Origin of the sequence: Acinetobacter sp. UBA6720 (assembly GCF_002454215.1) — a bacterium.
In the GTDB taxonomy this organism is placed as follows: Bacteria; Pseudomonadota; Gammaproteobacteria; order Pseudomonadales; family Moraxellaceae; genus Acinetobacter.
Genome location: NZ_DKIK01000068.1, coordinates 1 through 15092 on the forward strand (window position 1 = coordinate 1; position 15092 = coordinate 15092).

Annotated in this window: 14 protein-coding genes and 1 pseudogene; 5 read left to right on the top strand and 10 right to left on the bottom strand. The window is 39.5% G+C overall.

What is annotated here, in order from left to right; genetic code table 11:
- Positions 1-218 precede the first annotated feature (218 nt).
- Positions 219-788 carry an FxsA family protein gene (locus tag B4F08_RS05565; RefSeq protein WP_291373683.1) on the bottom strand — a complete coding sequence of 190 codons (570 nt, stop codon included), beginning with the start codon at positions 786-788 and terminating at the stop codon, positions 219-221.
- 122 nt (positions 789-910) lie between these two features.
- Here B4F08_RS05565 and ruvC point away from each other — a divergent pair, with 122 nt between their 5' ends.
- Entirely contained in the window at positions 911-1456 is a 546-nt protein-coding gene (gene ruvC / locus B4F08_RS05570) for a crossover junction endodeoxyribonuclease RuvC (RefSeq protein ID WP_086210186.1), read from the top strand.
- Between the two features lie 4 nt (positions 1457-1460).
- Here the strand turns inward: ruvC and B4F08_RS05575 are convergent, their stop codons facing one another.
- Both B4F08_RS05575 and B4F08_RS05580 read right to left on the bottom strand, forming a co-directional pair.
- On the bottom strand, positions 1461-1787 hold the full coding sequence (locus B4F08_RS05575) for a hypothetical protein (RefSeq protein ID WP_291373685.1): 327 nt from the start codon (positions 1785-1787) through the stop codon (positions 1461-1463).
- A 125-nt stretch (positions 1788-1912) separates the two neighbouring features.
- Entirely contained in the window at positions 1913-2773 is an 861-nt protein-coding gene (locus B4F08_RS05580) for a LysR family transcriptional regulator (protein WP_291373687.1), read from the bottom strand.
- A 104-nt stretch (positions 2774-2877) separates the two neighbouring features.
- Here B4F08_RS05580 and B4F08_RS05585 point away from each other — a divergent pair, with 104 nt between their 5' ends.
- On the top strand, positions 2878-3090 hold the full coding sequence (locus tag B4F08_RS05585; RefSeq protein WP_291373689.1) for a tautomerase family protein: 213 nt from the start codon (positions 2878-2880) through the stop codon (positions 3088-3090).
- Positions 3087-3779, top strand: coding sequence for an aspartate/glutamate racemase family protein (locus B4F08_RS05590; RefSeq protein WP_291373691.1), 693 nt, complete (start codon positions 3087-3089; stop codon positions 3777-3779). The genes B4F08_RS05585 and B4F08_RS05590 overlap by 4 nt, the downstream gene beginning before the upstream one ends.
- 373 nt (positions 3780-4152) lie before the next feature.
- Here the strand turns inward: B4F08_RS05590 and B4F08_RS05595 are convergent, their stop codons facing one another.
- The 6 genes from B4F08_RS05595 to B4F08_RS05620 all read right to left on the bottom strand — a co-directional run bounded on the left by B4F08_RS05595 (position 4153) and on the right by B4F08_RS05620 (position 11260).
- The gene (locus B4F08_RS05595) at positions 4153-5751 is read right to left on the bottom strand and encodes a bifunctional aspartate transaminase/aspartate 4-decarboxylase (protein WP_291373693.1); all 1599 of its coding nucleotides are present in this window, start codon (positions 5749-5751) and stop codon (positions 4153-4155) included.
- A gap of 55 nt (positions 5752-5806) precedes the next feature.
- Positions 5807-7492, bottom strand: coding sequence for an aspartate-alanine antiporter (gene aspT / locus B4F08_RS05600; RefSeq protein ID WP_291373694.1), 1686 nt, complete (start codon positions 7490-7492; stop codon positions 5807-5809).
- Positions 7493-7896: 404 nt separating this feature from the next.
- Positions 7897-8322: a GlcG/HbpS family heme-binding protein gene (locus tag B4F08_RS05605; protein ID WP_086210192.1), complete on the bottom strand. Its 426-nt coding sequence runs from the start codon at positions 8320-8322 to the stop codon at positions 7897-7899.
- A gap of 75 nt (positions 8323-8397) precedes the next feature.
- A complete protein-coding gene (gene hemL / locus B4F08_RS05610) occupies positions 8398-9696 on the bottom strand; it encodes a glutamate-1-semialdehyde 2,1-aminomutase (RefSeq protein ID WP_291373696.1) in 1299 nt (432 codons plus the stop codon).
- 41 nt (positions 9697-9737) lie between these two features.
- Positions 9738-10358 (bottom strand): thiamine phosphate synthase, encoded by a 621-nt coding sequence (gene thiE / locus B4F08_RS05615; protein WP_086210194.1) that lies wholly within the window; start codon positions 10356-10358, stop codon positions 9738-9740.
- 515 nt (positions 10359-10873) lie between these two features.
- On the bottom strand, positions 10874-11260 hold the full coding sequence (locus tag B4F08_RS05620) for a DUF962 domain-containing protein (RefSeq protein WP_086210195.1): 387 nt from the start codon (positions 11258-11260) through the stop codon (positions 10874-10876).
- Between the two features lie 285 nt (positions 11261-11545).
- Between B4F08_RS05620 and B4F08_RS05625 the strand changes: the two genes are divergently transcribed.
- Together B4F08_RS05625 and B4F08_RS05630 are read left to right on the top strand one after the other, a co-directional pair.
- Positions 11546-13006 carry a CYTH domain-containing protein gene (locus B4F08_RS05625; RefSeq protein ID WP_291373700.1) on the top strand — a complete coding sequence of 487 codons (1461 nt, stop codon included), beginning with the start codon at positions 11546-11548 and terminating at the stop codon, positions 13004-13006.
- Between the two features lie 401 nt (positions 13007-13407).
- Positions 13408-14868: a CHAD domain-containing protein gene (locus B4F08_RS05630; protein ID WP_291373702.1), complete on the top strand. Its 1461-nt coding sequence runs from the start codon at positions 13408-13410 to the stop codon at positions 14866-14868.
- 68 nt (positions 14869-14936) lie between these two features.
- Here B4F08_RS05630 and B4F08_RS05635 read toward each other — a convergent pair.
- Positions 14937-15092 (bottom strand): annotated as a pseudogene (locus B4F08_RS05635) (hypothetical protein); the annotation flags it as partial.

Sequence of the window (15092 nt, forward strand, 5' to 3'; positions counted from 1 at the left end):
TTAATCAGACAATACATTAAAAAAAGCAGTAATTTAAATGCCTATACGGATGAATATATCTCAGAAATCACTCAACGTTTGAATCATCGCCCAAGAAAAAGACTCAGCTTTAAAAGTCCGAGTCAGGTATTATGGCAACAACATGGTGTTGCACTTCAAATGCTAATCTAAGAATAAAAAAAGCCGAGTCAAACTCGGCTTTAAGATTAAATATGAAATTATTTGTTCACATCTTTCATTTCAATTTTTTTCGCATCGGGTGTTACTTCTCGTGCTTCACCATCAATAATACTCGAGTCACGGTAGCCTGAACCACCCTGCTGTTGTTGCATTTCTTGCATCTGACGCATGATGTCTGCAAATGGGTTTTGACCTTGAGCACCACCGCCCATGCCATTCATACCACCCATCATTTTTTCCATCATCGTTTGTTGACGCTTCATCATCACTTTCATCAATGCGCCTGTCATGGCTTTTTGCACCGCAGGGATAAGTAAAAGCACAGCTAGCACGTCCGTTAGCAAACCAGGAATCAATAAAAGAAAACCTGCAATAATTTTAGGTAGATTACTGGTTAGTGCAGGATCACCGCTCATCTGCCCTGTTTGCATTTGCTGCATTTGTGGCATTAAACCTGCTGAGTACTTGCGAATCAGGCTCATGCCAATAAAGAAAGCAGCAATAAACCAGAAGAATACGTACCACATACTACCAACGAGGTCGCCCACGCCAATCCATACGAAAACTTCGAGAATGACACCAGCCAATATAAAAAGAAATAATTTCATGAAAATTAATCTAATCTCAACAAAATGAATAAGGTGCAATGATCAACTGCTCAATCTACATCAAGCTTTTTTCATCCGCTTATGTAACAATATGGGCATATATTTTTTTTTAAAGGGCTTGCATGTCATTAATTATTGGTATTGACCCCGGTTCTCGCCTCACAGGCTACGGTATTATTCAAAAAGAAGGTCAAAAACTAATTTTTGTCGATGCTGGCACCATTCGTACTGAAACAGCTGAAATGCCTGAGCGTCTAAAGCGTATTTTTGCAGGGATTGATCGTATTGTAAAATTTCATGGTCCAACTGAAGCTGCTGTTGAACAAGTCTTTATGGCACAAAACCCTGACTCCGCACTGAAGCTCGGGCAAGCACGTGGTGCCGCAATTGCTGCACTAGTAAACCTAGATTTACAAGTTGCAGAATACACAGCCCGTCAAATTAAACAGTCTGTGGTCGGTTACGGTGCTGCGGACAAAGAACAAGTACAAATGATGGTGATGAAACTTTTAAACCTAAGCATCAAACCACAGCAAGATGCCGCCGATGCGCTTGCTGCTGCCATCTGTCATGCGCATGCTTCGGGCAGTATGACCAAACTTGCTGTACTCAATGCTTTAGGCGGCATGGCACGTGGACGCAGCCGTAGTAGCTCTCGTCGACGCTAATGAATTAAGTGACATAGCCTTTAAAGTCTTTACGCATTTCACGTACTGAAGGTGCTTGGGGATAGGTGGCGATCAGCATTCTTCCTGAAGTGCGCAAATTTTTCTTTTGAGCAGGGTCAATACGGATAAAGACCAACTCTTCTGGTTCATTGCGATGGTTGATCTCACAAATCATAATGGTGTAATTTTTTTCAATCACTTTATAACGACTAAATGCCTGTTGCACAATTTGCTTAAAGTTTTTTTGCCCACCTGTTGGTGCAAGTTGAGTGTAAATCACCAAAAGTATACATGCACCAACCACCAAGGCAACCAGTAAGTATTTATCCATTTTTCCCCCATTTTTTATTTTGGAATTCAATCTATTAAAACGCTAGAAACATCATAAGTTTGACCAATAAAATATGCAAAAAAGATCATCCAAAACTTCATACCAGTATAAATTAAATCAATCATTTACGTCCTATTCAGGAGGCACTTTTCTAAAGCCTGAATATTTGCAGAAATTAATTCTTTTCTCCAAATTAATTCAATCTGGATTCGTCCTAGTGCTGAATCTATATAATGTACGGACAATAAATCTTGATTTGGAAAAGTATCGAACATCGTTTTGGGAATAATCGCAATCCCCATGCCCGCGGCTACACCACCTAGAATTGCGTGATAGGATGCAACCTCAGCTATCCTTTTTGGTGTGATATTAAAGGACTGATACCAGTTTAAAAGTCGATCCCGATAAGAACAACCCTCTTTAAATGCAAGAATAATTGCACTTTCAGCATCTGAAGGCATTAAAATTTTAGGATGCCCCTTAGGCGCAATAATTATAAGTTCTTCATCATAAATGAGCGAACGATTCAACAGTGGATTTTGAGGAGCATCTCCAATTAGAACAACATCTAACTCGCCATCCAGTAAAGATTGATATAAACCATCGCGTATACCTGTAACCAGTTCCAATTCAATTGCAGGATAAATCGAATATAACTGAGCCAGTGGTGCGGGTAATCTTGTTGCCGCCATACTTTCCAATGCCCCCACTCGTAAAGGCCCACAAGGTTGATCAGCTTTGATTTTATTTTCAGCTTCATACGCCAGTGCTACGATTTGTTTTGCATATTGATACAGTAATAATGCTTTGGGTGTCGCAACTAAACTTTTTTTCTCTCGAATAAAAAGTGATACTCCCAAATACTCCTCAAGCTGCTGTAAGCGAATAGTAATTGCGGAAGGTACTCGGTTTAACTTTTTGGCTGCACCAGTAATACTTCCAGTTTCAATAAGCACAATAAGCGTTTTAAGTTGGCTAATTTCCATGATTCAATAAAATTAAACGATTTGCTCAATATTATTTAATTTTATTGAATAAAAATACCCTCTAACATTCGAGACCTTAATTTTATAATGTGTAGAGGATGTCAATGCCTTTCGTAAATGTGAAAGTGACAGGTGGAAATGAAGCACCTACGATTGAACAAAAGAAGCAGATTATTGACGGGATTACTCAGCTCTTAGTCACTGTTTTAAATAAAAATCCAGCAACAACGATGGTCATTATTGATGAAGTTGAAATGGACAATTGGGGTGTCGCGGGAAAAACCACGACAGAACGTCGACTAGAGGCTAAAAAATGAAAAAACTGGGATTAATTGGTGGTATTGGACCCGAATCGACCCTGCTTTATTATAAAAAACTAGTTTATTCCTTACAGGAAAAAGTTGGACCAACATTCTTCCCCAACTTAGCAATCGAAAGCCTAAATGTATTTGAAGTTTTAGCGTTCTGTGAGCATGAAGATTTTGAAGGGCTGATTTCATACTTAATGAAAGGAATTAATAGCCTAATTGCTGGTGGTGCAGAAATTATTGCCTTAACAGGCAACACCCCTCACATTGTCTTTGATCAACTCCAAGCAAATTCGACAGTACCCTTAATAAGTATTGTGGAGGCGACAAAAAAGGAAGTACAACGTCAAAATTATGCAAAAATTGGGCTATTCGGAACACAGTTTACAATGCAGGCAGCGTTTTTTAAAAAGCCTTTTGTAGAAGCTGGAATAAATATTGTGATGCCACATGCCGATAAGCAGTTATTTATTGCAGACAAAATTTCTAACGAATTAGAGCATGGGATTGTTTCCGTTGAAACACAAAAACAGATGCTCCAAATTGTACAACAAATGCATGATGAAGATGATATTGATGCCATTATATTAGGCTGTACGGAACTGCCTTTAATATTTAAGGATACTATTTTACCGCTACCTACTTTGGATACCTTAGAGATTCATGTTCAAGAGTTAATCAACGTAATTTGTAATTAACATGTCCCCTAAAAGTGACTTCATCTAGGTTCCCAGAAAGTTCCAATTGTGCAAATAGCGATTAATGAATTTTATATGTTTACTCCTAAACCATCCATTTTATAGTGCAATAAGCATATTTAATACATCCAAGACACTGATCATCAAGTATTTCAGGAGAATTATAGCCTTTCTGTTCTATCAGATGCTTTATTTAAAAATTCAGTCAAGTAAAGAAATACTGAATTATATATTTTCTACTCTTCGCATATTGAAAAGCTTTCGTCCCTATCTATCTAACGTCTCTTTTTTATTCTGCATCTAAAACAATATAAAAAAGCCCATCAAATGAGATGGGCTTTTTTATAACTGGTTTAATCCACACCGTTCAAGCTTACTTTTTCTTTTTAGATTTTAGATATTCCTGATAAGACTCTTCCGCAAAGCGTCGCAATGAATCACCAATGGCTGCATATTGAAATTCATTCAGATTTGCCAAGGATGCGCGTGCAGAAGGATGTTGTACACCAAAACCCGAGCCTGGAAGTAAAACCACGCCCGTTTCATCCGCTACACGGAAAAGTAATTCAGTTGGGTTTTTATTTTTCATAACCCAGTCTGCAAACTCATCACCATAAAGCGTCCGCGAAGTATTTTCCAAATTCACCAGTGTATAGTAATCGACTGCATTTGGATCTTGAGGAACATCAACACCCAGTTGTCGATACAGTGCTGCATCACGCTCACGCACCACAGATTTAACTGCTTTTTTATAACTTTGACGTGAATCCATTAAGTTAAATAACGCAAATAAAACCATTTGAACCTGTTGTGGTGTCGACAGTCCAGCGGTGTGATTTAAGGCCACATTACGACTATCTGCCACCAGACGATCAATAAATTTGATACTCGATGGGTCAGTCGTAAGTGATGAATAGCGTTCTTCTAGTTCTTTTTTGTCTTTTTTAGATAATTCAGTAAGCTTCTTATCCAAAATATTATTGTTGGTCATGGCGATGACCCCAAGACGCCAGCCTGTCGCACCAAAGTATTTGGAGAACGAATAAACCAAAATGGTGTTATCTGGACAAATGGCGAATAATGATTTGAAATTATCAGCAAATGTTCCATACACATCATCGGTCAAAATAATCAGATCAGGACGTTTTTTAACAATATCTGCCAAAATCGCCAAGCCTTCATCACTCATTTTAACTGAGGGCGGATTACTTGGATTCACCAAGAAGAAAGCTTTAATTGATGGATCTTCTAGTTTGCGGAGCTCTGACTCTGGGTATTGCCATCCTTGTTTTGGATATGCTTCAATCAATACTTCTTCTAGCTGATAATCATTGAGTTTTGGAATCTCTAAGTAAGGGGTAAAAATCGGGGTACCAATAGCAATTCGATCACCCGTAGCAATAATTTTATTTTCTTTAAGCGAGTTAAAAATATATGCCATTGCTGCTGTTCCGCCCTCTACAGCAAACAGATCTAAGCCATCTTTTGGCATACCTTGCACGCCCATTTCACGCAGCACATATTCTTTAATGATGGTTTCGCTGAGGCGTAACATGCGATCTGGAACAGGATAATTACAGCCCAAAATACCTTCAACCATTTCCAGTAAAAATGCATCAGGATCTAAGCCCAGCTGGTCTCTGACGTAAGAAATTGCTTTTCCTAAAAACACTACGCCTGGCTTATCACGATTTTCAAGTACAAAGTTATCAAAACGAGATTGCAAACCGACAGGTCGTGGAAAGCCCCCGAGCCCTTCTGGCATATATGAAAATGAAAACTCAGATTCGGTTGCAGAAAATAAACCCAGCTGGAAAAAAGCCCTACGAGGCACAGTTGCAAGGAAGTTTGGGTTTCCTCGACCTGCGTTCAGCATCATCCGATCAGTTCGACTTTCTGCGAGTGCAATCAGTTTATCTTTTAATTCAAATGGGCTTAGTTTTGCGTATTTTGAGTAATCAACGTTCCCCATGGGAAGTCTCCTTTAATTATAGTGAAGCCAAAGATTTATTGTTAAACATCAATTTTTAAGCTAAACCCACAATCAGTGGACCCAGCAAGGTGAGGAAAACATTGGCCAATGCATAGGTAATTGCAAAAGGAACTGTAGGAATTGAATTGCCTGCTTTATCAAGCACTCCACCAAATGCAGGGTTTGCACTGCGTGAACCAGTTAAGGCACCTGCCATGACTGCGACATTGTCATAACGCAGAACATAACGTGCAAAAAGCATCGAAAGAATGAGTGGCACAACGGTGACCACCACACCAATCATAAATAATGACAAGCCACTGTCTTTAATGGTTTGAATGGCCTGTAATCCTGACTGTAAACCAACAGCAGCCACAAATCCTGCAAGACCTAGATCTTTAAGTAACTGCGAAGCGGCTAAAGGCATATTGCCATGAACTTGATTTCGGCTACGTAACCAACCAAACAACAGACCTGATAAAAGTGCGCCACCGCCAGCACCAAGCGTCAGCGGAACATCACCGATACGCATGACGAATAAGCCAATTAATAGACCCACCACTAAACCCGCGCCATGGAAGATCCAGTCTGTTTTTAAGCTCTCTGGTAAGGCTTTACCTGCTTCTTTGACTAAACGCTCAAGATCACTTTTGGTTCCGTATACGGTCACCACATCGCCTTGACGCAACATGGTTTCATCATTTAAGAGTTGTGTTTCGTCCTGACGTTTAATGCCCAATACATAAATACCGTGTTTAAGATAATCAGGCGTATTGGCTTTGACATCGCCTAGTGTTCGATTGATGTATTTAGAATTTCTTAAAATGACATCCGTCGTATCCATGACCATTTCCATGCCTTGGGACGATTGGAGTTCTGAACCAATATTCTCTGTAATAGAAACAACACTTGCTCTGCGACCGACAATGAGAACCACATCATCTGTTTGTAACGTAATTTCAGGAGATACATCAATAAACTGATCTTTACGTTTAAGTCGCTCAATGGTAATTCCTGATTTTTGGGCTTCTAATTCTGCAATTGTTTTTCCAGAGGCTTGTTGGACTTTATAAATTCGTCCTACAATTTCTGGCATCGCCAGTTCTTGACCTGGGGCAAGTTCAAAAGCACCTTTTAAACGCTCAGACTGCGCTTTAAGTGCATCATCATGAATTTCTCGCCCCATAAATTTCGGCAAGATGTTCACACAAATAATAATCGCACCTAGAGAACCAAAAATATAAGTCACGGCATAGCCAATTGCGACATTGGCTTGCAGTCGTTGAATCTCTGCCATTGGCAAATCTAAGCGCGAGAGAGCATCGCCTGCTGTGCCAATAATGGCAGACTGTGTCATACCACCAGCGGCTAAGCCTGCAGCCAAACCTTTATCTAGATCAAAGATTTTTGCCATAGCAAGCACGGTGATAAGTCCGCAAATGGCCATAAAGGCAGCCAGTAAAATTTCTTTAATCGACTGAGGTCCGAGAGATTTGAAGAATTGCGGCCCACTTTCAAACCCAACCGCATAAATAAATAGGGCAAATAGAATGGCTTTCACACCATTATCAACAGGGACACCAATCAAACTGAGAATCACTGCAACCAGCAATGATCCTGCGACACCACCAAATTGAAACTTACCAAATTGAAATTGACCAATCCAAAAGCCTATTGCCAAAGACAAAAACAATAGAATTTCGGGACTATGTTTTAATTCACCTTGTAGCCACTCAATCATATTATGGACTCACTTTTATTATTAGGCTTATTGTTAAAACTAAGAATTATTTTCCAACTGTTAAAATACGCCTCAGAAAATATAAATGCAAATATATTGGTTGTATTTATAAAAATGAATATTATTTATTTCAAAATTATTTAATTTTTATATCACCAACCAAAATAGTCGAAATTAATGTTTTTTCGTGTAACAAAAACCCCATGTAATATTTAAAATAATTTTTATTATATGTATTTTGTTTTTACATATTAATATAAATATATGATTTATTTATTTTAAAAAAAAATCTTGTTTTAATAATCCATTTTTTATATTGTGATTTAGTTCACAACTAGAATTTTAAAATTGCTCGCATCCTTGCGAATTTTACTCAACCATATTTTGTAGCTGCTTTGAAGCCCTCAAGTTTCGAAATTGAACTGTGCAAAAAATATAGAAAGTGCATGTTGCGCAATTTCAGCATCTTGAAAAGATTTTGCACCTGATACTCCGATTGCTCCAACCAATTGCCCTTCATACATAATCGGTTCGCCACCTTCGAGCATTCCCGAAAAGCTTTGCATGCTCAGAAAACCCATCTGCCCAGATCGAATCAAGTCTTCAAATAACTTTGATGGGCGACGACTCATTGCTGAACATTTGGCTTTTTCAATACATAAATTTGCTGTCATAGGCGATGCTCCATCCATTCGCTTCATTGTCAGTAAAACTCCTGTTTCATCTACAACAGCAATACTTACATTAAGTTCATGCGTCTGAGCATAATCAAAAGCATGACTTAGTATAAATTCAGCATCTACCAACGTTAAACAATGTTTGATTTTCATTTTTCATTCCTCCAAATACCTAATACAAAAAAGCCCATCAATTAAGATGGGCTATATAATGATAGAACTGAAAATTTACTTCATGCTGGCAAAAACATCTTTTGCGGCCTGAAGAGTAAATTCAATGTCTTCATCTGTATGTGCGGCAGAAATAAAACCTGCTTCAAATGCTGAAGGTGCAAGGTTCACGCCACGGTCTAACATGCCATGGAAGAATTTACGGAATGCGTCGATATCGCACTTGAGCATCGAGTCGAAGCTGGTAATGTCTTCTTGATCGGTAAAGTACAAACCAAACATACCACCTACTTGTTGTGTTTTAAAAGCAATACCTGCTTCATCGGCCGCTACTTGTAAACCAGCAAGAAGTTTTTCTAGCTGCGCTGTCAATTTTTCGTAGAATCCCTCTTGGCGCAGGTGCTTAAACATCTCAATCCCTGCACGCATTGCAAGTGGATTCCCCGACAATGTTCCAGCTTGGTAAACTTTACCCAGTGGAGCAATACACTCCATCACTTCTCGTTTACCGCCAAATGCACCAACAGGTAAGCCTGCACCAATAATTTTGCCCAAGGTGGTTAAATCTGGGGTCACGCCATAGTGAGCTTGCGCACCGCCTAGCCCAACACGGAAACCTGTCATCACTTCATCAATGATAAAAACAGAACCATATTCATCACACACATCACGAATCGCTTGCAAGAATCCATCAATTGGTTTCACAAGGTTCATGTTTCCTGCTACAGGTTCAACAATCACCCCTGCAATCTCGGAACCAAACTTAGCAAAGCACTCTTTTAAGGTTGCAATATCGTTATACGGAAGTGTGAGCGTATGTTTGGCAAAGTCAGCAGGAACGCCCGCTGAGGTGGCTTCCCCCTCACCATTGGTTAACAAGCCTGAACCCGCTTTGACCAATAACGAGTCTGAATGACCGTGGTAACAGCCTTCAAATTTGACAATCTTGTCACGACCTGTGTAGCCTCGCGCAAGACGAATCGCAGTCATGGTGGCTTCAGTACCTGAATTGGTCATACGTACCAACTCAATTGACGGCATAATTTCGCAAATAATGTCGGCCAAAGTCGTTTCATGCACAGTAGGTGCACCAAAACTTAAACCATCTATCGCAGCACTTTGTACAGCTTTAATAATTTCAGGATGAGCATGACCTAAAATCATTGGTCCCCATGAGCCTACATAGTCCACATAGCGCTTACCATCCACATCATACAAATACGCACCTTGCGCTTTTTCAATAAAGACAGGCGTTCCACCTACACTATTAAAGGCACGTACAGGTGAGTTCACACCACCTGGAATATGTTTGCTAGCTTGTTTAAACAATTGTTCTTGCTTTGGAGATAAGCTCATGAAATTACTCAACTCAAAAAATAAAAAGACATCTAAAACACTTAAGCTTTAGATGCAAATAAATCAGCCCACTGTTCAATACGATCGGGAATCGCAGACATTGATCGACCTAATATATCACTAATCACTGCGCAAAGGTCGGCACCCGCATCAATCACTTCACTTGAATTTTCAACTGTTAAACCGCCAATTGCACAAATGGGCACATTCAATCTGGCTTTGGCTTCTTTTAAAGTCTCCAAACCAATATGACCTGCTTCTGGCTTGGTATGAGTTGCATATATTGCACCAAAAGCCACATAAGTTGCCCCTTCAGCAATCGCTTTTTCAGCAAGTTCAATCGAGTTTAGACAAGTACGACCGATAACCACGCCTTGAGGCAAACGGGCAACAGCTTCAGCAACTTCACCATCATCTTGTCCCAAATGCACCCCAACGCCGTACTTAACCGCCATTTCCAAGTCATCATTAATCACAAAAGGAACTCGATATTCAGCACACATAGCTTTCATGTACTCAACTTCATAGTCTTGCTGTTCTTTGGGTACTTTCTTACGACGATATTGCAAAATCGCAATTTCACCAGTTGCCATCGCACCCTCCAACTTAGCCAAAAGTAGCTCTAATGGATCATCATTTGTAATTAGATATAAACCGCGCATTTAATTCTACCTTTGGGTTATGTTGTTCTATTATAAAGCTAAAAATCAATCCAACCTTAATGAATTGACATTGAAAACATACTGCTATGTACAAAAAAGTCGCGACTAAACAAGTGCCGTCTAAAAATACCTATTATCAGTGATAGCCACCCCAACGCTTTCGCAGTTTAATGGATACATAAGGTAACAAGAACAAAATTAAAATAACAACTTCATAACAAGAATAAGAGATGAGCAGCGATCTAAACGGCTTTTTAGCTTTTTAAACCAGTGATGTTCAAACAACATCATAAAAAGCTAAAAAGCCACGTATTTTATTTGAATATGACATAAAAAAAGCCTAGAGAAGGTCACTCTAGGCTTGGAAAACTCAAAACAAAGATAAGCTAAATGTGCCTACTTGCAATAAGATGAAAATATATACAACGACTTCATTATTAGAACATTCACTTTAACATTGCAACTGTTAATTTCGGGTTGCGACGAATATTTTCATCATTTGGTCATAAAGTACTTCACTCACTTGGAATTTTATCCAAAGTACGATCTTGTAAGCTAAGGTTTCCGCGTAACACATCGAAGAACATGCGCCAATCCGAGATAAAACTATACACAGGCTGTTTAAAACTGGCTGGCTTATTTTTTTCAAAAACAAAATGACCTACCCACGCACAGGCATAGCCAGAGACTAAACCGTATACAAAATAACGTGGTTTGCGTTTAAGTATGGCTTTAGAGAAAAAGTACAGCCCCATCGAACTGCCCGTGACATGCAACCGACGGCTCATGATGTTACGGTGTTCTGTTAGATAAAAACGATAAAACTGCTGAAAGTCCTTAATCGGCAACTGAAAATTAGGTTCTACATCACGTTCCTGTTTCGGTTCAACCTGTGCATTCATTTGTCATCATCCTGATGGTTTTCTACCAACATAGCTGAAAATGTTCAGTCTGCAAAGTGCAATCACCTCTAAGAAAGTTTCCAATAAAAACAGAATTGTTTTTTGATCAATCTCTCACTGCAACTTTGTTTTATTGTGTCGTCAAGTCTTACATACGGTCTCTTTTTCGCTACAATTCAGTTGTCCATTGGTGTGCCTTTAGCGCACATAAAACAAACTACAGATCATGCATCTAAATACATAAAGGCTTGGCACTGACCTAGCCCCTCAAACTAGGAATTTTTCATGGTTGAAATTGAATTAAAATTTCAGATTAGCGAAGCACGACGTACCGCCCTTCTTAAAGCTTTAGATCCTAAAAAATCTGAAAATATTCAACTTCAAGCCAAGTATTTTGATACGCCTGACCGCCTTTTGGCTCAACACGGCGCTGCTTTGCGTCAGCGTCTTGAAGGCACTTGCTGGATTCAAACACTCAAAGCCGCAGGTAAAAGTCATTTACACCGTTTTGAACATAATCACAATTTGGGTGAGTTAGAGTCATCTCCTGAACTCGACCTCAGTATTTATGAAGCTATTCCAGAAGCTCAACAGATTTTAACCCAAGCTTTAGGATCAGATGCAACTGCGTTAAAGCTCACCTTTGAAACGGATATCCAACGTACCTATCGCGTTATTGAGTTTGAAGATGCTGAAATTGAAGTCTGTTTGGATGTCGGTGTGGTTCGTGCATCTGGTCGAGAACAGACCATCCATGAAGTAGAGTTTGAACTCAAATCAGGCTCTGTGCAGTCACTTTTGGCTTTTAGTTTTGAATGGGTGAAGAAGTATCAACTGTGGTTAGATGTTCGTAGCAAAGCCGAAATGGGTAACTTACTGGCACTTGAGCAAACCGTTAGTCCAGCACGTTTTGAAAAAGACTTTGTCTTATCAAAAAAAGAAAGTGCGGCACATAACCTGAGTTTACTGATTGGTCAGCAAATGCAGCACTTACTGCCCAATATTGCCGCAATTTCGGCAGGTGTTGCTGAGCAAAGCCATATTGATCAAGCACAAACTGCTTTAGAGCACTTACAACTAACGCTAGCGTTATTCAAAGACTGGAATAGCAATATTTCTGATAAATGGGCAATGCAACTGGGCGCATTTAAGCATCAATTCGACCAACTACAGCATTTGCAACACATGCAAGATACCTTAGGTGCATTTTTACAAAATCCAACCACAACAGAAAATCTTGCTAAAGACATATTGTATGCTCAAGAAAAGCTTGGAAATTTAGTTAAATCGACCCAAAACGTCCATCATTATCTTGAGTTATTAACGTTTAGTTTAAGTTCACATGATCAGGTGCAAAAGCAGGATTTAAAAACCTATGCACACAATACCCTGCAAAACCAATATCGACAGCTACAAGAAAGCTTAAATGCTGCGGATATTAGTCACTTTGAAAGCTTAGATGTATTGGCACAGAAAATTAAGGAACTGAAGTTTAGCTTTCCTATTTTAACGTCAATTTATGATGTGAAAAATTTGCAGAAATACAGTAAAGCGTTAAATGATGCCCAACAAGCCGCACATGAATATCAAATCTTAGCGACTTCTGCTACGTACATTCAACAGACAGAACTTGAAGCCAGTGATTGGTTTGTTTTGGGCTGGCTCACAGCAAAACTTGAAGTCTATGCAGATAAACTTTTAGATGCCACAGAACAGTTCTTAGTCAGCCGTAAATTCTTGAAATAACGCTCTGCATACCATAATAAGCAGTTATATAAATATATGACTGCTATCTTCCCTCCACAAGACCTGAAAAGTCGTAAAACCACGATAGAAAATCGTGGTTGTTATCTTCCAAACCACTAATTTATCTATGGCAAAACGGCCTATCATCAGAACAATACAGGTTATATCCATTTTTATTCTTAAGAAGTAAGGCGATACATTCCTACTCAATGTAAAGTTATCGTCACTTCACGGCAACCATCAGTACTTATTAATCCTCATACATTTAACTTCCACCTCATTATTTTAAAAGGGACCTCTATCACACTGTTTCTGCTCTTTTAGCTTATATTCATTCAAAATTGGTCTTTTTTTACTCGATTTAGCATATAGTTAAATGCAGGTCGTTATGAGTAAGCGCTATGCAAGAGATTGAGTTTAAGTTCCAAGTTCCAGTTAAGAAGCGTAAGGCCTTACAAAAAGCTTTTAGCTTGCTCAAGGCTGAACCGATTCATCTGGCAGCACAATACTTTGATACAGCTGAACAAACCCTTGCTAAACATTGCATCGCGATTCGACGTCGTCAGGAAAATGATGAATGGAAACAAACCTTCAAAGCCGTGAACAACGCTAAAGCGCTGAGTCGATTTGAACTTGAATTTGATATAGCGCCACCTGAGACAACGACTCTCGACTTACATAGCTATGATGCTTATCCCGCTGTCTATAAACAATTAAAGCGCGCTTTGGGGCTTCCACTTCCAACCCTTAAGTTGCTCTTTGAAACTAACATCCAACGTTTACGTGTTTTGCAGGATGTTGGGAACAGTACAGTTGAGATTGCACTCGATATTGGAAAAATTTTTAAAGAACAAAGCAGTGTAGATATTTTCGAGATAGAATTTGAATTAAAACAAGGATCTATAGAGGATCTTATCGCATTTATACGGCCTTGGATTCAAAAGTATCAACTGTTGCTCGACACACACAGTAAATCTGACTATGGGCTTCTAGCTGTCCGTCAACAAAGTTACTTTCCCGCACAGTATCAAACATCTCTTGCACTGGACAGAAGCTCAAGCGAAGTTGAGGCTCTGCAAAGCATAGTGGCTAATTGCTTACAGCACCTACTCCCTAATGCTAGTTCAATTGCGCGACAGCAGTATACCAGTGAACATGTCCACCAAGCCCGCGTGGCAATCCGCCGATTACGTAGCGCACTGAAAAGTTTTTCTGCATGGTCGGACGCCATTCAACCGCACTGGAAAACGGAACTTACCACTATTTTTCAAGCCTTAGGTGGAACCCGCGACATTGATGCCTTAAATGAAGATTTACTTCCTCAACTGATTGAGGCAGGTTATCCATTAGACCATCTTGCGCCAAGTACAGAAGTCATCACTGATGTCTGCGCCCTATTCCAACAACCCGAAACGATGCAACTTTGGCTTGAATTGATTTTATTTACAGAGCAAAAACTAGATTCGCCTTCAAAAGCCAAACTGAAAAAGCATGCACTTAAAGTAATCCATGCTTTACACGATAAAATATGTGCACATGCCGAGCACTTTAGCCAGCTTGAGGATGAAGAAAAACACCGTATTCGCAAACAAGTCAAGCAACTGCGTTATAGCATTGAGTTTGTGGCGTCTCTACTCGATGCAAAAGCGTTAAAAACCTATTTAAAAAAACTCAAAGCAGTGCAAGAAAGCTTGGGGCACTATAACGATTTGGTCGTTGCAGACGCCTTATTTCAACAAGCCCCGGAACCAGAAGTCGCTTATAGTTTTGCCACAGGATGGATCGCCGCGGAAAAAAATAGAATGCTGAAATTGCTTGAACAACAGCTGATGCAGTTCAGTCAAACCAAAAAGTTGAAATAGACGTTTAAATCAGAACACACATCAACAGTGAAAGGTTCTTCTATAAGTGAATTCTGCCAGCACCTAAGTTAGCGATACTTGCCGTATACTTTCCACGTGTTGTTATCTGCGAGTGGATCATTATAACTATCGCTACGCTGTTTACGTGGTTTGTCTCGCGCATCGACCAACTCAAAGTGTGCTTCGGTACTTAACACGATACCATTTACATAAAATCGGGTACG